Source organism: Enterobacter sp. SA197 (genome assembly GCF_054131575.1).
Genome location: NZ_CP096393.1, coordinates 937,951 through 955,864, shown reverse-complemented (window position 1 = coordinate 955,864; position 17,914 = coordinate 937,951). Strand labels below are relative to the sequence as shown.

The 17,914-nt window shown below is 55.9% G+C and carries 16 protein-coding genes, 1 tRNA gene and 2 pseudogenes; 10 read left to right on the top strand and 9 right to left on the bottom strand.

The genetic code is table 11. The features are described from left to right. Nucleotides 1-94: 94 nt before the first annotated feature. The gene (locus M1D91_RS04350; protein WP_437433166.1) at nucleotides 95-865 is read left to right on the top strand and encodes an amidohydrolase; all 771 of its coding nucleotides are present in this window, start codon (nucleotides 95-97) and stop codon (nucleotides 863-865) included. Between the two features lie 146 nt (nucleotides 866-1,011). Here the strand turns inward: M1D91_RS04350 and hpxK are convergent, their stop codons facing one another. The 3 genes from hpxK to M1D91_RS04335 all read right to left on the bottom strand — a co-directional run bounded on the left by hpxK (nucleotide 1,012) and on the right by M1D91_RS04335 (nucleotide 4,548). After that, nucleotides 1,012-2,268, bottom strand: a complete 1,257-nt coding sequence (gene hpxK / locus M1D91_RS04345; protein WP_437433167.1) for an allantoate amidohydrolase — start codon at nucleotides 2,266-2,268, stop codon at nucleotides 1,012-1,014. Beyond that, nucleotides 2,268-3,506 carry a pyridoxal-phosphate-dependent aminotransferase family protein gene (locus M1D91_RS04340; RefSeq protein WP_437433168.1) on the bottom strand — a complete coding sequence of 413 codons (1,239 nt, stop codon included), beginning with the start codon at nucleotides 3,504-3,506 and terminating at the stop codon, nucleotides 2,268-2,270. Before M1D91_RS04340 ends, hpxK begins: the two co-directional genes overlap by 1 nt. Nucleotides 3,507-3,708: 202 nt before the next feature. Continuing rightward, nucleotides 3,709-4,548, bottom strand: coding sequence for a MurR/RpiR family transcriptional regulator (locus tag M1D91_RS04335; RefSeq protein ID WP_437433169.1), 840 nt, complete (start codon nucleotides 4,546-4,548; stop codon nucleotides 3,709-3,711). 113 nt (nucleotides 4,549-4,661) lie between these two features. Between M1D91_RS04335 and M1D91_RS04330 the strand changes: the two genes are divergently transcribed. The 4 genes and pseudogenes from M1D91_RS04330 to hpxZ all read left to right on the top strand — a co-directional run bounded on the left by M1D91_RS04330 (nucleotide 4,662) and on the right by hpxZ (nucleotide 8,203). Beyond that, nucleotides 4,662-6,245: a gamma-glutamyltransferase family protein gene (locus M1D91_RS04330; RefSeq protein ID WP_437433170.1), complete on the top strand. Its 1,584-nt coding sequence runs from the start codon at nucleotides 4,662-4,664 to the stop codon at nucleotides 6,243-6,245. Between the two features lie 9 nt (nucleotides 6,246-6,254). Next, the gene (hpxX, locus tag M1D91_RS04325; protein WP_437433171.1) at nucleotides 6,255-6,443 is read left to right on the top strand and encodes an oxalurate catabolism protein HpxX; all 189 of its coding nucleotides are present in this window, start codon (nucleotides 6,255-6,257) and stop codon (nucleotides 6,441-6,443) included. Then, nucleotides 6,440-7,820, top strand: a pseudogene (locus tag M1D91_RS04320) (AtzE family amidohydrolase). Before hpxX ends, M1D91_RS04320 begins: the two are co-directional and overlap by 4 nt. Continuing rightward, on the top strand, nucleotides 7,820-8,203 hold the full coding sequence (gene hpxZ / locus M1D91_RS04315) for an oxalurate catabolism protein HpxZ (protein ID WP_437433186.1): 384 nt from the start codon (nucleotides 7,820-7,822) through the stop codon (nucleotides 8,201-8,203). Before M1D91_RS04320 ends, hpxZ begins: the two are co-directional and overlap by 1 nt. 381 nt (nucleotides 8,204-8,584) lie before the next feature. Here hpxZ and puuE read toward each other — a convergent pair whose 3' ends face one another. From puuE to M1D91_RS04300, 3 genes are read right to left on the bottom strand one after another with little or no spacing between them, the layout of a single operon-like run. Further along, nucleotides 8,585-9,529, bottom strand: coding sequence for an allantoinase PuuE (gene puuE, locus M1D91_RS04310; RefSeq protein ID WP_437433172.1), 945 nt, complete (start codon nucleotides 9,527-9,529; stop codon nucleotides 8,585-8,587). Between the two features lie 29 nt (nucleotides 9,530-9,558). Continuing rightward, nucleotides 9,559-10,296: an aspartate/glutamate racemase family protein gene (locus M1D91_RS04305; protein WP_437433173.1), complete on the bottom strand. Its 738-nt coding sequence runs from the start codon at nucleotides 10,294-10,296 to the stop codon at nucleotides 9,559-9,561. Continuing rightward, complete coding sequence (locus tag M1D91_RS04300) at nucleotides 10,293-11,012, bottom strand: GntR family transcriptional regulator (RefSeq protein WP_437433174.1); 720 nt, start codon at nucleotides 11,010-11,012, stop codon at nucleotides 10,293-10,295. The genes M1D91_RS04305 and M1D91_RS04300 overlap by 4 nt, the downstream gene beginning before the upstream one ends. Before the next feature lie 146 nt (nucleotides 11,013-11,158). Here M1D91_RS04300 and M1D91_RS04295 point away from each other — a divergent pair, with 146 nt between their 5' ends. From M1D91_RS04295 to M1D91_RS04285, 3 genes are all read left to right on the top strand, one after another. Next, on the top strand, nucleotides 11,159-12,631 hold the full coding sequence (locus M1D91_RS04295; RefSeq protein ID WP_437433175.1) for an NCS1 family nucleobase:cation symporter-1: 1,473 nt from the start codon (nucleotides 11,159-11,161) through the stop codon (nucleotides 12,629-12,631). Between the two features lie 359 nt (nucleotides 12,632-12,990). Then, complete coding sequence (locus M1D91_RS04290) at nucleotides 12,991-13,722, top strand: fimbrial biogenesis chaperone (RefSeq protein ID WP_437433176.1); 732 nt, start codon at nucleotides 12,991-12,993, stop codon at nucleotides 13,720-13,722. An 82-nt stretch (nucleotides 13,723-13,804) separates the two neighbouring features. Next, a complete protein-coding gene (locus M1D91_RS04285) occupies nucleotides 13,805-14,788 on the top strand; it encodes a fimbrial protein (RefSeq protein ID WP_437433177.1) in 984 nt (327 codons plus the stop codon). A gap of 91 nt (nucleotides 14,789-14,879) precedes the next feature. Here M1D91_RS04285 and M1D91_RS04280 read toward each other — a convergent pair. Both M1D91_RS04280 and dnaQ read right to left on the bottom strand, forming a co-directional pair. Next, a tRNA-Asp gene (locus tag M1D91_RS04280) sits at nucleotides 14,880-14,956 on the bottom strand. Nucleotides 14,957-15,088: 132 nt separating this feature from the next. After that, nucleotides 15,089-15,820: a DNA polymerase III subunit epsilon gene (gene dnaQ / locus M1D91_RS04275; protein ID WP_437433178.1), complete on the bottom strand. Its 732-nt coding sequence runs from the start codon at nucleotides 15,818-15,820 to the stop codon at nucleotides 15,089-15,091. Between dnaQ and rnhA the strand changes: the two are divergent. Beyond that, a pseudogene (rnhA, locus tag M1D91_RS04270) lies at nucleotides 15,774-16,359 on the top strand (ribonuclease HI). The gene dnaQ and the pseudogene rnhA sit on opposite strands and share 47 nt — an antisense overlap. On the opposite strand, the gene M1D91_RS04265 reads toward rnhA, so the two are convergent. Then, a complete protein-coding gene (locus tag M1D91_RS04265; RefSeq protein ID WP_437433179.1) occupies nucleotides 16,350-17,066 on the bottom strand; it encodes a class I SAM-dependent methyltransferase in 717 nt (238 codons plus the stop codon). The pseudogene rnhA and the gene M1D91_RS04265 overlap by 10 nt on opposite strands. 32 nt (nucleotides 17,067-17,098) lie before the next feature. Here M1D91_RS04265 and gloB point away from each other — a divergent pair, with 32 nt between their 5' ends. Beyond that, a complete protein-coding gene (gene gloB, locus M1D91_RS04260) occupies nucleotides 17,099-17,854 on the top strand; it encodes a hydroxyacylglutathione hydrolase (protein WP_437433180.1) in 756 nt (251 codons plus the stop codon). The last annotated feature ends 60 nt before the right edge of the window (nucleotides 17,855-17,914 follow it).

Here is a 17,914-nt window from a genome sequence, read left to right as displayed (position 1 = left end):
CCCACACCCCGCCTCGTGCGGGGTTTTTTTATTCCCCCAGCCCCCCATTTTCTCATGCTACAGTGTAAAAATGCTGTTTCAGGAGAGCTTAATCATGCCGGGTTTTAAATTAACGTTACTACAACAACCGCTGGTCTGGATGGATGGTCCGGCGAACTTGCGCCACTTCGATCGTCAACTGGAAGAGATTACCGGGCGTGATGTCATCATCCTGCCAGAGATGTTTACCACGGGCTTTGCTATGGAAGCGGCAAAACAGTCTCTGCCTGAGCAGGATGTGGTGGCCTGGATGCAAGCCAAAGCCCGGCAGACCAATGCGCTGATTGCGGGCAGCGCCGCTCTGCAAAGCGAGCGCGGTGCGGTTAACCGTTTCCTGCTGGTCGAGCCTGAGGGTCAGGTTCATTTCTACGATAAGCGCCACCTCTTCCGCATGGCCGATGAGCATCATCACTACGAAGCCGGCAACGCGCGCGTGGTATTTGAATGGCGTGGCTGGCGTATCTTGCCACTGGTCTGTTATGACCTGCGTTTCCCGGTCTGGTCGCGCAATCGCAATGATTACGATCTGGCGCTGTATGTGGCCAACTGGCCAGCGCCGCGTTCACTGCACTGGCAGTCGTTGCTGGTGGCCCGTGCGATAGAAAACCAGGCGTATGTGGCCGGGTGTAATCGTGTGGGGACTGATGGTAACGGGCACCACTATCGTGGCGACAGCCGGGTGATTAACCCACAGGGTGAAGTCATTGCCACCGCTGAGCCGCATCAGGCGACGCGTATTGACGCCGAGCTGTCGCTGGCGTCGCTGAAAGAGTACCGCGAGAAGTTCCCCGCCTGGCAGGATGCTGATCCGTTTACGATCGGATGAGGTTTCCCCTCACCCTCACCCTCTCCCCATAGGGGCGAGGGGATCGATCGTGCTCGCATTTTTTTTGGGGATTCTTCAGCCCAGAGGGAGAGGGAACTGTAGTGTGCGGGCTGCCGCTTTTCTCCCTCTCGCTGTGGGTGAGGGCCTCAGACTGCACCGCACTCAGCCAGATTGCGCACCGCCGCACTGTAAGCCTGTAGCGCTTTTGCCACATCTTCTATCTGCACACGTTCAGCCGGGTGATGACTGATGCCTCTGTCGCAGCGCACAAACAGCATGGCCGATGGCCAGCGTTCGGCCATCGCGATGGCGTCATGCCCCGCTCCGCTTGGCAACAACAGCGCACGCCCCTGCACGGCGTTAACCGCCTCTGCCAGCATCTCGCGCAGTGCTGCATCACAGGGCGTGGCGGGAATCGAATAGAAAATCTCATGGCTGAAGGAGAGACCACGTTCAGCAGCAATGCCCTGTGCTTCGTCGAGCAACGCGGTCAGTAACACCTCGCGCCGCTCGTCATCAGGACTACGAATATCCAGCGTCAGCGTTACCGCACCTGGGATCACGTTCACCGCACCGGGTTCACATTGCAGTGTCCCGACCGTCGCTACCTGCTCAGGACCAGATTCCCGCGTTCTTTGCTCCACGACGGTCATCCAGTGCGCGGCGGCTGCCAGGGCATCCCGGCGATGACGCATCGGCACCGTCCCCGCATGTCCGGCCTCGCCGGTGAAACGACATGTCAGCCTGCGTGCGCCGTTAATGGCGGTGACCACGCCAAGCGGCAACGCTTCCTGCTCCAGCACTGGTCCCTGTTCAATGTGCAGCTCAAGGTAAGCGGAGAATGCTTCGGCGTTTCGCTCTGCTGTCGCCAGACGTGCCGGGTCCAGCCCGACGTTGACCATCGCCTGCGCCACGCTTATGCCCCGGGCATCCTGACATTCCAGCCAGCCCGCAGGCCAACTGCCGGTGAGGCCACGGCTACCCAGCAGGGTGATATTAAACCGCGTGCCTTCTTCATCGGCAAAGCCGACAATTTCCACGGCCTGCGCGCCACGCAGATCCTGCCGATGGAGACTGTCTACCACCTCAATTGCGGCCAGCACTCCGAGCATGCCATCATAGCGCCCGGCATTACGCACGGTGTCGAGATGCGAACCCAGCAGCACGGCAGGTGCGCCGTCGCAAGCGGCCTCGTAGCGCCCGCAGATATTACCCACCGCATCCTGCCAGGTGAGCATGCCTGCCTCTTCCATCCACCGCGCCACTAACGCGTTGGCGCGCATATGCTCCGGGGAAAGGTACACGCGAGTGAGCAGGCCTGGCGTTTCACTGATGTCGGCCAGCGCATCACAACGCGCCATCACCCGCTGCGCGGCGCGCTCAGCCTCCTCGGCGGTCATCATCACACGGCCCCTTCGTAGACGTTCCATGCCGCCTGCATCCCTTCACCCTGCACGGTACAAAAGCCGAGGCGATTGAGCACCGCTTCAAGTGCGGTCAGGGTTTGCAGTACGCAGTCTTTGCGGGCGTTGTAGCCCATAGTACCGATGCGCCAGATTTTGCCCTGTAGCGGGCCAAACGACGTCCCAATCTCAATGTGGAAATCGTCCAGCAGGCGCTTACGCACCTCTTCGCCGTGAACAGCAGACGGGATAACCACGCCGAGCACGTTGTTCATTTTGTGGCGAATGTCGCCGAACACGTCAAGGCCCATACCCTGGATACCGGCCAGCAGAGCGCGACCATGCAGCGCGTGGCGGGCAATCAGCGCGTCCATCCCCTCTTCCAGCATAATGCGGGCGCATTCGCGGGCGGCAAAAAGCATGCTGGTAGCTTCGGTGTGGTGGTTCAGACGCTCCGGCCCCCAGTAGTCCATCACCATGCCGAGATCGAAATAGTTCGAGTAGATCATCTCGTCATCGCCGTCGTGATGAGTGTCGGTACGGATCCCCTGCTCGACACATTTGCGGGCGCGGATCGCCGCTTCCATTTGCGGGCTGAGCGTAATGGGAGCGCTACCGGATGGTCCACCCAGGCATTTTTGTAGCCCGGCTGAAACCGCATCCAGCCCCCAGGCATCCGTTTCCAGCACGTTTCCACCCAGCGACGCGGTCGCATCGGTGTAGAAGAGCACGTCATAGCGACGGCAAATATCGCCGAGCTGTTCAAGCGGTTGCAGCATGGTGGTAGAGGTATCGCCCTGCACCGTTAATAGCAGGCGTGGTTTCACTTTTTTGATGGCATCTTCAATGTGATCCGGGGTAAAGACCTCGCCCCACGGCACCTCGATGGTGTGGACTTCGGCGCGGCAGCGACGGGCGATTTCACATAACAGATGCCCGAAACGCCCAAAGACCGGCACCAGCACTTTATCACCGGGGCGGATAGCAGAGACAAGCACGGCTTCGATCCCGGCACGCGAGGTGCCATCCACCAGCATCGTCCAGCGGTTCCGGGTGCGGAAAACGCCACGGTAGAGATCCATCACTTCATTCATGTAGCCGGTCATTACCGGATCATATTGCCCTACCAGCTGGCTTGCCATAGCGCGCAGAACACGTGGATCAGCATTGATCGGACCAGGCCCCATCAGCAGGCGGTGCGGCGGGTTTATCTGCAAAGAGTGCTGTGAATCAAACATAGACGCGTCCTTTGGTATACAAAAGCGGTTATCGTGAAACAAAAAGTTCTTTAAATTATTTTCTGCAACTAATGTGCCACACGCGCAGGAGTGATACCAGCCTGAGGATCAAGGGTGATCGCGCTTTTTATCTGCCGGTTACTCGCCCTCTGTTGCGCCAGAAAGCGGCACCGGCCAGGTGCAACGGCACCATTGCGGTGCGCTAGCGCTGTTCCAGTTCATCGAGCGTTGTATACAATGCGGAAATCTGGTGGATGCGCTGACGCCCTTGCGACAGGGCATGATGAAGCAACGCATTGGCCAGCAGATTCACCAGACTCATGGCCCCGCTATAGCTATCAAAGGCAGAGACGCTGTCAAGCGGCACGCCCAGGTGCCAACGAGCCAGGCTGTTGATGCCAGCGGCCTGCGGCTCGCTGATGGCGACAACCGGCACCCCCTGCTGTTGCAGCGCCTCAAGTACCGGACGGATCACCCGTGGCCGACGCCGGAAGGCCACCACGACCACCAGATCCGCTGGGGTGATATCCACCAGCTCTTCCGCCAGCGTCTGTCCTGGCTGAGGCATAACGTAGACCTGCCCACGGCTTTGCATCAGCTGCTGGCGCAGATGTAGCGCAACCGGGGCGCTGTTACGCAGGCCGAGTATAAACACCCGCCGCGCCTCCCCCAGGGCTTGCACCACTTCGCTAAATTGCCCGGCATTCAGGGCATTAACCCAGTGCGTGAGGTTTGCCATCTCCTGTTTGTAGTGACGTGCCAGCAGCGTATTGCCCTGAACCGCGTCGCGGTTATCAGTAAGCGGCATCCCGCTCTGGCGCAGGGTGCGTAGCTCGTCGCGCATCGCTTTGAAACGATCATAACCCAGCCGCCTGAACAGACGGCTAACGGTGGCCTTTGATACCCCGCTCAGGCGCGCCAGCTCCGCGCTGTTATAACTCACCAGATCGTCAAAATGATCCATGATGAATGCGGCAACCCGTTGTTCCTGTGGTGATAATTCGCTGTAACACTCGCGCAAGCGCGCATCTAACTGCTGCATAGCCCCTCCTGCAACTTTCGTTTCATTCTAAGCTGACATAGTGAATCACTTACCGTCAATCTGGAACGGCTCTTGCTTAACTCTCTCACTGAACCGAATAAGAGAGCGTGACGATGCAAAGTAATATGGCCCCATCCGGAATGGCCGTAACGCCCCACCATCTTGCCAGCGAGTCGGCATTATCGGTGCTGCGCCACGGCGGCGACGCCATTGAAGCGATGGTGGCCGCTGCCTCTACCATTGCGGTGGTCTACCCTCACATGAACGGGATCGGCGGCGATGGGTTCTGGCTTATCGTTCCACCGGAAGGAGAACCCCTGGCAATTGACGCCAGCGGCGCCGCCGGGCAGCAGGCAACACCCGATTTATATGCCGGGCATGCACATATTCCGCATCGTGGCCCGCTGGCGGCGCTCACTGTGCCGGGCACGCTCAGCGGCTGGGATGAGGCGCTTAAGGTTTCCGTTTCCCTCGGCGGCGGGCAGTTGCCGCTGTCGCGCCTGCTGGCGGATGCTATTCGGTACGCCAGTGACGGTATCCCGGTCACCCACTCTCAGGCCCATGCCACGCAAAGCAAATACCCTGAACTGGTCGATATTCCCGGTTTTGCCGATACCTTTCTGGTAGAAGGTAACGTGCCGCAGACGGGCAGCCGTTTTTACCAGCCGCAGCTGGCCCGCACTCTTACGCGGCTCGCTACCGACGGGCTGGACAGTTTTTATCGCGGGCCCCTCGCAGAAGAGCTTGCCGCCGGGATGCGTAAACTCGGCGTGCCGCTGACCGCAGCTGATTTCGCGGCGCACCGTGCTCACCGCCGCGTGCCGCTACGCCTGGCCCATAGTCTGGGTGAGGTTTTCAATATGACGCCGCCGACGCAGGGACTGGTCTCGCTGGCGATCCTTGGCATTACCGACTTTCTGGGGATGGCGCAGGCCACCGAAGTTCAGACCATCCATCGCATTGTGGAGGCCACTAAAAAAGCCTTCGGCCTGCGTGACCGCTACATCACCGATCCTCGTCATGTCACCCTGCCGGTGCAAAGCCTGCTGGAGCAGGCCCCACTGGAAACCCTGGCCGCCGGCATTGATGACTCCCGCGCTGCGACCTGGGGCAAAGGCAAAGGCCCCGGCGATACCGTCTGGATGGGCGTGGTGGATAAAAACGGGCTGGCGGTGTCGTTTATCCAGAGTATTTACCATGAGTTTGGCAGCGGCGTCGTGCTGCCGGAAAGCGGCGTCCTGCTGCAGAACCGGGGAGCGGCCTTTAGCCTCGACCCGGATCACCTGCTCACCCTGATGCCAGGCAAACAGCCTTTCCATACTCTGAACCCCGCCGCCGCACGCCTGAAAGATGGCCGCACTATGGTCTACGGCACCATGGGGGGCGACGGTCAGCCGCAAACCCAGGCCGCCATTTTTACCCGCCATGTAATACAGAACATGCCTTTGCAGCAGGCGGTCAGTGCCCCGCGCTGGCTGCTGGGACGCACCTGGGGTCAGGCCACCGACAGCCTGAAGCTTGAGGGCGGGTTCAGCGAAGAGACCTGTAACGCCCTGATGGCGCTCGGGCACGATGTCGAGCGGCTGCCGGGCCTGAGTGAAGCGACCGGCCATGCCGGGGCCATTGTCCGCCATCCTGATGGCATGCTTGAAGGCGCATTCGATCCACGCAGTAACGGCAGTGCCGCTGGTTTTTAAGGAACAAACATGAGTGAGACGACGTTTGACTGGCCGACCTATATCCGGCTGATGGAACAACTGCTGGCAGTGCCGCTGGATGATGACCGCCGTGCTGAGCTGGAGGTACAACTGACGCGCGTCGCCGCAATGGCGGCACCGCTAATGGCCTTTCCTCTGCCGCATCGGCAGGAAGGGGCGGGAGAGTATCGACTATGACGCTGTCCATACAGGAAATTCAGCAAGGGCTGCGGGCGAAAATCTTCAGCGCCCGTGAACTGGCGCAGCAGTCGCTGGCACATATTGAGCGGGATAATCCACTTATCAACGCCTTTACGGGAGTGACCGGCACGCGCATGTTGCGTGAAGCCGCAGAGACTGATGCCCGTCTGGCACGGGGGGATGTACTCCCCCCGCTGGCTGGGGTGCCCTATGCTGTCAAAAATTTGTTTGATGTGGAGGGCGTGACGACCCTTGTCGGGGCGAAACTGTTCAGTACCCGACCACCGGCGCTGCAAGATGCCTTTGCCCTGCGTAAGCTCAGGCAGGCGGGGGCGATGCTGGCCGGCACGCTGAATATGGATGCGTATGCTTACGGTTTTACCACTGAAAACAGCCATTATGGAGCAACCCGCAACCCACGAGACACCTCACGGGTCGCAGGCGGTTCGTCCGGTGGCTCAGCGGCTGCTGTGGCGGCCGGAATGGTGAATTTTTCCCTCGGTACGGACACGAATGGTTCTGTGCGTGTCCCCGCCTCGCTGTGCGGCATTCTGGGGCTTAAGCCTACCTTCGGGTGTTTATCCCGCTCAGGCAGCCACCCGTTTGTCGCCAGTCTGGATCATATCGGGCCGCTGGCGCGTAGCGTAGGGGATCTGGCCTGCGTGTACGATGCCCTGCAAGGCCATGATGCTGAAGACAACTGGCAGTCAGCGCAGCCCCTTGCTGCTACCGTTCCCGTGCTGGCAGAGAAAAGGCCGTTGCGAGCCGCGGTACTGGAGGGGTATTTTTCGACCTGGTGCGATGCGGATGCCCGCCAGGCCGTCTGCACCGTCGCGCGGGCGCTGGGCGCTGGGCGCTGGGCAGACGCTGACGTTACCGGAGGCGGAACTGGCCCGCAATGCGGCGTTTTTGCTTTCTGCCGCCGAAGGCGGAAACCACTATCTACCCGCACTGCGCACCGAGGCTGCGCAATTTGAGCCACACTCACGTGAACGTCTGCTCGCCGGCGCCATGACCCCTTCAGCCTGGTACACCCAGGCCCAGCGTTTTCGCGCCTGGTTTCGAGATACCACTCTGCCGCTGTTTGAGGAGGTCGATCTGCTGCTGGCGCCCGCCACACCGTGTAGCGCCACCCCTGTCGGCGTGCAGACTATGCGCATCAATAATACCGACCTGCCGGTTAAAGCCAACATGGGTATGCTGACACAGCCGGTTTCGTTTCTGGGCCTGCCGGTGGTGACGGTGCCAGTAACCACCACCTCGGGGTTACCCATTGGCGTACAAATAATTGCCGCCCCCTGGCAGGAGTCGCGCTGTTTACAGGCCGCCTGGCGACTGGAGCAGGCGGGCATTCTTTACTCACAGGAAGCATGATGAACAAAGAACATATTGACCGCCCCGCCGTGTTGAATGACGTCACCGCCGCATTTTACCGCTACGAGCAGGCGCTGATTACGAATGATGTGGAGGTGCTCGATGAGCTGTTCTGGGCCGATACCCGCACGGTGCGCTATGGAGCAACGGAAAATCTCTACGGCATCGAGGCGATTCGGGAATTTCGTAATGCGCGTCCGGCGGCCGGGCTCGACAGGCTACTGCGCAATACCACAATCACCACCTTCGGCGAGGATATGGCGGTGGCGAGCACCGAGTTTACCTGGGAGAACAGCGAGCGCGTGGGTCGCCAGATGCAGACCTGGGTAAAGTTTCCCTACGGCTGGCGCATTGTGGCGGCGCATGTGAGTTTGATGGGGTAAGACGGATTTATCCCCTCACCCTAACCCTCTCCCCAAAGGGGCGAGGGGATTGATCGAGCAAAATCAGGCGGTTGGGCCGATCTTCACCCAAAGGGACGAAAGGATTGATCGAGCAAAATCAGGCGGTTGGGCTGATCTTCACCCAGAGGGACGAAAGGATAGATCGGGCGAAATCAGGCGGTTGGGCTGATCTTCACCCAGAGGGACCAAAGGATCCATCGGGCGAAATCAGGCGGTTGGGATGATCTTCACCCAGAGGGACGAAAGGATCGATCGAGCGAAATCCGGTGGTTGGGCTGTTCTGCACTTTCTGACATCCGTGCACCGGATCGCCTCTCTCCCTCTCCCTTCCAGGGAGAGGGCCGGGGTGAGGGTCAAAAATCATACCGCAGTATAAGGATGCACCTTCATCCAGTGCTCAGCGATATCCTGGCGGCGGCAGATCCAAACCCCTTTATGCCCTTGCACATAGTCAAGAAAACGCTGTAACGCTCTGAATCTTCCGGGACGCCCCAGCAGACGACAATGCATGCCCACCGACATCATCTTTGGTGCGGTTTCTCCCTCTTCGTAGAGCACATCAAAACTGTCTTTCAGATAGGTATAAAACTGCTCCGCGGTGTTAAACCCCTGTGCGGTGGCGAAGCGCATGTCGTTGGCATCGAGGGTATAAGGCACTATCAGATGCGGCTTTTGATCGACCGTGGTCCAGAAGGGCAGATCGTCACCGTAGTAGTCACTGTCATACAGCAGACCGCCCTGCTCTACCACCAGCTTACGGGTGTTAGGGCTATCACGTCCGGTGTACCAACCGAGCGGCGTGGTGCCGAACAGGGTGGTCAGGATCTCCAGCGCCTGTTGCATATGCTGACGCTCGGTCCGGATATCAAGATTCTGATAGTGGATCCAGCGCCAGCCGTGGCTGACCACATCGTAATCCGCTGCGCTGATGGCCTCTACGATGGCAGGATTGCGCGCCAGCGCCATCGCCACCCCAAATACCGTGAGCGGCAAACCGCGCTTGCGGAATTCATTGTGGATGCGCCAGAACCCGGCCCGTGAGCCATATTCATATAGCGAATCCATCGACATATGCACCGCCGGGTAACTGGCGGCGCCAATGATGTCTGACAGAAACTGCTCAGAACCGGCGTCACCATGCAACACATGGTTCTCACCGCCCTCTTCGAAATTAAGGACAAACTGTACGGCAATACGCGCCCCGCCGGGCCACTGCGCATGGGGAGGGTTTCCGGCGTACCCTGCCAGATCGCGCGGGTAGTTCGCGTTAAAGTGCCAGTGTGGCTTGTCCGTTGTCACATGCATGCTGATTCGACCTCTGTTTGGGGCCGCACTCAGCTCAGCATTTCAAAGCATCCTGAGAGCGGCTTTTTATTGGGATACGCGAGGTCGCCATATTTACTGGTGCCAAGCCCCAGCCCGATGAGAGACTCCACCATCTTCACCGCCGCCGTGACGCCGTCGATGACCGGTATGCCAAGCTCCCGTGTCAGCTCCTGCGCCAGGTTCGCCATACCACCGCAACCGAGAACAATCGCACCGCTATTGTCTTCCCGTCTGGCTTGTATACAACGCTCGCGTACCTTTTGTTGAGCAAGACCCGTGCCATCTTCCAGTGCCAGTACCGGTAAATCGATCGCATGCAGCGCCGCGCAGTGGTGTTCAAAACCGTACTGCTGCAGTAAATGACGGGCGATAATCAGCGTGCGCGGCAGCGTGGTGACAATAGAAAAGCGTGTCGCCACCAGGGTAGCCACATGCATTGCCGCTTCTGCTATACCCACCACTGGCCCGCTTGCCACTTCGCGTGCGGCCAGCAAACCCGGATCGCCAAAGCAGGCAATGATATGCCCCTGCGCTCCCTGGGCTTTGCCATGCTTTATCTGTTCCAGTACGCCAATAGCAGCGATGGCTTCATCAAAATGACCCTCAATAGATTCCACCCCCTGCGTCGGGCAGCTCGCCAGAATAGTGGTGCCAGGCGCCGCGACGCTGCGGGCCGCACTGGCAATGGTGTGGGTCATCTCCGGGCTGGTATTCGGATTAATAACTTGTATACAGAGGGACGTCATGACTGTTCTCCTGCTGCGCCAAACAGACGCGCAAAGTCGGGAAGGACCTCCCCCCCACGCTCAAAGCTGAGGCTGGAGACAATGTGATCAAAGTGATGCGACAGGGCGTGCGTGAGCGCCGTTAGCTCTTTTTTACGCAGCAGTTCAATAAGCCTGTCATGATCATCACAGCGGCATCCCTGCTGCCAGGGCGCGCCCCAGGCAGCGATTACCAGCGAAGAGCGCTGGGCAAGCGTAGTAACGATATCCGTCACCACGGCATTACCTGAGATAGCCTGCAGCTGAATGTGGAACGCCGCAGAGTGGCGGATCGCTGCAGCACCGTCGTGCTTATGATGCGCCTCTTCTTCCTGAACGATAATTTTCTCCAGTCCCGCCAGGTGCGGCGGCTGTAAATGTGCCAGTACCTGCGGCAGGTTGGCGCATTCGATCATTTTGCGGGTGGCAAAGATTGAGGTGGACTCTTCGATATCAGGTTTTGCAACAAATGCACCACGTCTGGGCGTGAGGGTGATCATTTGCACCGTAGCAAGGCGTGTTAACACTTTACGGATCCCGGTGCGGCTGACGCCAAATACCTCCGCCAGGGCCTCTTCAGGGAGTTTACTGCCCGGCGGTAGCTGATGCTCAACAATGGCCGTCAGCAACGACTGCCAGATGAAATGTTCTTTGTCTTCCAGATCTGCTGGGGCCTGAAGCCCCGCCTGCTGCTTCATTCTGAAATTCCTTGGTTATGTTTTACTTATCTTTTTGTATACATCATTAATCTATTTTGTATACATGAAATTAAAAACTGGCCTGGTTCATGCAACTCATGATGGCAGACATAACGTCGCTATCTGTATTCAGAGGAGCAGATTCCATGCCAAATCTCGAACCAACTTATAAAGACAGCTATAGCCCAAGACTCACTAACAATGACCTCGCCCCCACGCGCGATCAGAACTGGACGTGGTACAACATCTTCTCTTTCTGGATGTCAGATGTGCATAGCATGGGCGGCTACGTGGTGGCCGCGAGCTTCTTCGCCCTGGGCCTTGCCAGCTGGCAGGTGCTGCTCTGCCTGTTGCTGGGGATCTGCATTGTGCAGTTGTGCGCCAACCTGGTCGCCAGACCCAGCCAGATGGCTGGCGTACCTTATGCGGTTATCTGCCGTCAGGCATTTGGCGTATTTGGGGCCAATATTCCGGCCGTGATTCGTGGCCTGATAGCGTTCGCCTGGTATGGCATACAAACCTATCTGGCAGCCAACGCCCTGATGCTGGTGGCGTTAAAATTCTGGCCGGGTTTAGCGCCAATGACCGAGGGCCATTTTCTCGGCCTGTCATATCTGGGGTGGATCTGCTTTGGCATTATGTGGGTGCTGCAGGCGCTGGTGTTCTGGCACGGGATGAGCGCCATCAAGCGCTTTATTGATGTCGCAGGTCCGGCGGTCTATGTAGTGATGCTGGCGCTGGCGGTGTGGATTTTGTCGCAAACCGGTTTTGATGGCATCTCTTTTACCCTTGCCAGCAAAGCCCTGACCACCGGCGAGCAGGCCTGGCAGATGCTCACCGCTACCGCACTGGTGGTCTCCTACTTCTCCGGCCCGCTGCTCAACTTTGGCGATTTTTCTCGTTACGGTAAAAGCATGTCGGAAATCCGCCGGGGTAACCGCTGGGGCCTGCCGTTTAACTTCCTGCTCTTTTCTATCGTCACGGTGGTGATCGTCTCCGGTACGCAGTCGCTGTTCGGTAAGATGATCACCGATCCTATCGAAACGGTAAGCCACGTGGGCAACAGCCTGGCAATGGCGATCGGGTTGCTGACCATGATCATCGCCACCATTGGTATCAACATCGTGGCGAACTTTGTCTCGCCGGCATTCGATTTTTCTAACTGCTCGCCCCAGAAAATTAGCTTCCGCACCGGCGGGATGATAGCCGCAGTGGGTTCCGTGTTGCTGACGCCGTGGAACCTCTTCCAGTCACCGGAATTAATTCATTACACGCTGGATGTACTGGGTTCCTTTATCGGACCGTTATTCGGCATCCTGCTGGCAGATTTCTATCTGATTAAACGTGGGAAGGTGTTTGTCGACGATCTGTTTACCGTCTCACCGACCGGGCGTTACTGGTATAAAAATGGCATTAACCCGAAAGCCGTTGCCGCCCTCATTCCTTCGGTTGCTGCGTGCCTGATCATTAGCTTTATTCCGTCGATGCATGAACTGGCGAACTTTAGCTGGTTTATTGGCGTCTTCCTCGGCGGCGTCAGCTACCGCTGGATCGCACGCCACGAGCGTGAAGGGGTAAGCGAAGGGTTTGTGCCGCGCCGGGCCACGGTGAAAGAGTAAAGGCCAAAAGGCCCGGACAGGCGTCCGGGCCTGAGAGAGGTGAGTGTGATTGTGCATGCAATATAAATTATCTATGGTTGAGCCATAAAATGCATAAATGCATGCTGTTGTGCCGCATGAAGCATAAAAATATAAAAGCGCAAATAATAAATAAATAAAATTATCAGTAAATTATAGTTAGCCTGCAAAATGCCCCCAGCGCGGGTCAAAGCTAAACAATTGGAATGCTCAATGAGATTTAGTACACTTCCCCCCTGAGCCAAAGGGTACACCACGACTATTCCCCAGGCGTATTTATTGAAGCACAAAATATTCATGCAAATTATGAATGAGCCCTTATCTTAAAAGGAACGCTGAATATGGACATTCTGCTTCGTTGCTTTTTTGTATCTACTCTCTTTTTTAGCACTGCCGTATTCGCCGGTATTAAGCTTGATAAAACGCGGCTTATCTATCCTGCCGAAAAAAAGGAAGTGCTTTTAGGTATTACTAATAATGCTCCGACCCCTCGCTTAATTCAGGCATGGATTGATGATGGTGGCGCGGTCAGCAGAGAAAAGCCGGGCGCCACCCCTTTTCTCATCGTTCCTCCTATTTTCCGCATTGATCCCGCTTATGGGCGCAAACTGCGCGTGCGCTTTGTTGGCCCTGCGCTCCCCCAGGATCGTGAATCGGTTTTCTGGATCAACCTTCTTGAGCTGCAGCCCAAACCCACCGGGAATGCTCACTCCGGCCAGAATAACGTACAAATTTCAGTACGCTCACGATTAAAACTGTTTTACCGCCCTCAAGGGTTGCAGGGAACCCCTGATAAAGCCGTCTCCGCCCTGCGCTGGAGAAGGGTAGCGGTCGAAGGAGGCTATGCGCTGGAGTGCGAAAACCCTTCAGCCTGGAATATCTCTTTTAACGACCTTCACCTGTATGCAAAAGAAGAGCGCCCTATAAAGCCGATACGTGGTATGTGTCCGGCAAAGGGAAAAAAACAGTTTTCCGTGCCGCTTACAGCGCAGGCGGATGTCAGGAAAATAGTCATGACTACGATTAACGACTATGGCGGATTTGAGCGGCATGAAGCCTCTTTCAGCCTGTAAGGTCACGCACGCTTTATCTTGTGGGCACGTCAGCATGCCTGAGGGAAAACACGCTTTTTTACTGGCATTAACCTGTGGCCTGTTGATTGCCAGCCTGCAAAGCCGGGCCGGGTGTGAATTTAAACCCGGTAACTCCGTTGCCATTAATACCCTGTCACTTGCCGATGTATCGATTCCTCTTCCCCATAATGCTCCCCCCGGAACAGCATTGGGCAGCAAAATTGCCGTGCCTAATGGGTCGACTACCATCACTCGCTGTACACCCAACGCTGACAACTATTACTACATGATGCTGGCTCTGGTTTCTCCGGGGACAGAAACCTCGATCCCGAAGGTCTATCCGACGAACCTGCCCGGCATTGGGGTCAAAATCTGGTCTGAATTCAGAGGCACATATGAGCTCAGCGATCAGTTAAATACTCCCACGGCATGGTATGAGACGCTCAGCTCTACGGGGGTTGCAACGGATGTTGCGCGAGGAATTAAAAGCGTTTATCTGCAATATTATGTGACAGGTCCGGTTACGCCAGGAGAAGTAAACCTTGATACGGAACTGGTCGCGTGGGGCAATTCTTATATATCGACGGTGGCTGAAGGTTTGACCTATGCCAGGATGACAATAAAGGGTAAAGCGACTTTTGATTACACGGGCTGCGAAACACCGAATATCACCGTTAACCTGAATAAACATAAAAGCCAGGCGTTCCCCACCGTGGGGTCCACCAGTGCGTCAACCGCGTTTAATTTCACCATGAATGATTGCCCGAAGAATTTAAATTCGGTGAGTTATACTTTTAAACCCGCGCCGGGGATATATCTGGCTGGCACTGGCACCAGCAGGTATCTGACGCTGACTGCCGATTCGGGCGCGACCGGCGTCGGCATTCAAATGCTTTATAACGATGAAACGCTGGTGCCTTTTAACACAAAAATAGAATACCTGGATTATGTTCAGGCGACAGGCGGTAGTTACATTATTCCGATGAAGGCACGCTATATCCGCACCGGAACTATTACCGGCGGCACCGCTAATTCAGCAGTAGAATTTGAGATGGATTATGAATAACTGCACGGGCTGGAAAAGCAAAAAACCGCATCGTTTTGCAACGCTGCGGTTTTTTTACTTATCAGACGTCAGAAACATCTGAACAAAATGTTGGCGGAACGGACGGGACTCGAACCCGCGACCCCCTGCGTGACAGGCAGGTATTCTAACCGACTGAACTACCGCTCCGCGATGTTCCCGTTGGGGAACGAGGCGCATATTACGTATTGTGTTCAGGGCCGTCAACGCTTTTTCTGAGGATTTGCATCGTTTGCTGCAAAAATCACCCAACGGTCTATTTTTCCGACATAAGTGAAGAGGTTACGCGCGCCAGAGGCAGCTTCCGCCTTTTTTCTGCACGAGGTCAAGACGCGACTCATGGTCCACCAGTTCGTTGTCACTGGCTAAAATGACCTTTAACTTACTTGCCTGGCGGACAACGCGCTGAATGCCCCCCACATCACCCTGCTGTTGCCCTTCTCCCTCCATCGAAAATGACATCAGGGTTTGCCCGCCGGTCATGGCAAGGTAGACATCCGCCAGAATCTGGGAGTCAAGTAACGCGCCGTGAAGGGTACGTTTGCTGTTGTCTATTTCATAGCGGGAGCAGAGCGCGTCCAGACTGTTACGTTTGCCCGGAAACATCTTACGGGCAAGGGCGAGGCTGTCCGTCACCTTACAGAAGGAGCTGGTCTTCGGTATATCGCGATTTAACTTGCTGAACTCGTAGTCGAGAAAGCCGATATCGAACGATGCGTTATGAATAATAAGTTCAGCACCACGGATATATTCAATAAAATCGTCTGCAATGTCCCCGAAAAGGGGCTTATCGAGCAAAAACTCATCGGCTATACCGTGTACGCCAAAGGCCTCTGGATCAATGAGACGATCGGGTTTGAGGTAAATATGGTAATTGTTGCCCGTCAGGCGACGGTTGATCACCTCAACGGCGCCAATCTCAATGACTTTATGCCCTTCATAGTGGGCACCGATTTGGTTCATACCGGTGGTTTCGGTATCAAGAACGATCTGGCGTGTAATTGCAGTGCTCATAGCGGTCATTTATGTCAGACTTATCGTTTTACATATCGATTTCTAATACAGGAAGTCTACCAGAGATGCTTAAGCAGGTAGAAATTTTCACCGATGGTTCTTGTCTGGGTAATCCAGGACCTGGTGGGTATGGCGCGATTTTACGTTATCGCGGTAAGGAAAAGTTGTTCAGCACGGGTTATCGACTCACGACCAATAACCGTATGGAGCTGATGGCAGCGATCGTCGCGCTTGAGGCGCTAAAAGAACATTGTGAAGTGATCCTCAGTACTGACAGTCAGTACGTTCGTCAGGGGATAACCCAGTGGATCCATAACTGGAAAAAGCGCGGCTGGAAAACAGCGGAGAAAAAGCCGGTCAAGAATGTGGATCTCTGGCAGCGCCTGGATAAAGCCCTGGGTCAGCATCAGATACGCTGGGAGTGGGTCAAAGGACATGCGGGCCACCCGGAAAATGAGCGTTGCGATGAGCTGGCACGCGCGGCGGCAATGCACCCGACGCAGGATGACGTCGGGTATCAGACGGAAGGTCAGGGCTGACGTGTTTGCCGCGTCGCTCCCACCGGCTGGCGCACCTGGGAGGTGTTACGGCGTCTTTTCATCGGCGTTGGCGTAAGCGGTATTGTCCGCTTACGTGCAACAATTAACTGCATGCAGCCCAGTGCCGGCAAGTGAGTGCCCAGCAACCTGCCGCCCTGCTTTGTCCAGGGGAGGACATGAAAGCGGCTGTAATGCAGTACCTCAAAGTTTAACAACGACAGCCAGTCTATCTGGCGCATCAGAGTAAACATACGGCTGCTGACGGAAGGAGAACGGCGGATAAATGGCACCATCTTCCCTGCCCCCAGTAAACTCACGGGGTTAAAACCGCTAATAACCAGCCAACCATCATCGATCAAAACGCGATCCACCTCCTGTAAAAGACGGTGGGGATCCGGGCACCAGGGCAGTCCATGTGCCACCAGGCAAGCATCAACAGATTTTGCCGCAAACGGCAGATGCAAAGGATCTGCACGAACATGGGCAGGTTCGCCAGTGAGGGAAACATTAACCTGATGGGAAATAGCGCAACTTTCGGCATTGATTTCCGCGCTGAGATTGCCAATCTTAAGCAGGTGAAAGCCATACATCTTTGCAAACCACGGCTTAAGTTCCTTTTCCAGCGCTTCGCGATAATAACCGCCTCTGGGCAGTTCGGCCCAATGCGTTGGTGCTTTGTATTTTCGGGGAGTCCTTGCCGGCTTCATCACGACCTTCCGCTACGCTTTGAGAGGTATTTATGAATCTTACCAGTATTCCCGCTTTTCAGGACAACTACATCTGGGTGTTGAGCCACGATGATGGACGCTGCCTGATTGTTGATCCAGGCGAAGCCGCGCCCGTGCTGCAAGCCATTGAAGAGAATGGCTGGCAGCCACAGGCTATCCTGTTGACACATCATCATAATGACCATGTTGGCGGGGTGAAGACCCTTCTGAGTAAATTCCCGGATATGGTGGTATACGGCCCGGCTGAAACAGAAAACAAAGGAACCAACAACATTGTTGGGGAGGGCGATGAGATTCAGATCCTTGAGCACTCCTTCCGCGTTTTTCATACGCCAGGTCACACTTTAGGACATATCTGTTACTTTAGCGCTCCTTATCTGTTTTGTGGCGATACGATGTTTTCAGGCGGCTGTGGAAGGCTCTTTGAAGGCACAGCAGATCAGATGTTTGACTCATTCTGCAAAATTAATGCGCTTCCCGACGATACGCTTATTTGTTGCGCACATGAGTATACTTTAGGGAATATTAAGTTTGCGCTGAGCCTCATGCCAGAAGATCCTGACCTTAAGGAATATTATCGAAAAGTTAATGAGTTACGTGCAAAAAATCAAAAAACACTCCCTACAACTCTGAAAAATGAACGCCGTATTAATGTTTTTTTACGCACGCAAGATAATGATTTAATTAAGGTAATAAACAGAGAAACAAATATGCAACAACCTAATGCCCGTTTTGCCTGGTTAAGGTCAAAGAAAGATAACTTCTGACAATTGCGGGTTGCCTTTTTAAAACTTCGCCGTTATGATCGCTCGTCTTTTAAGCAACTA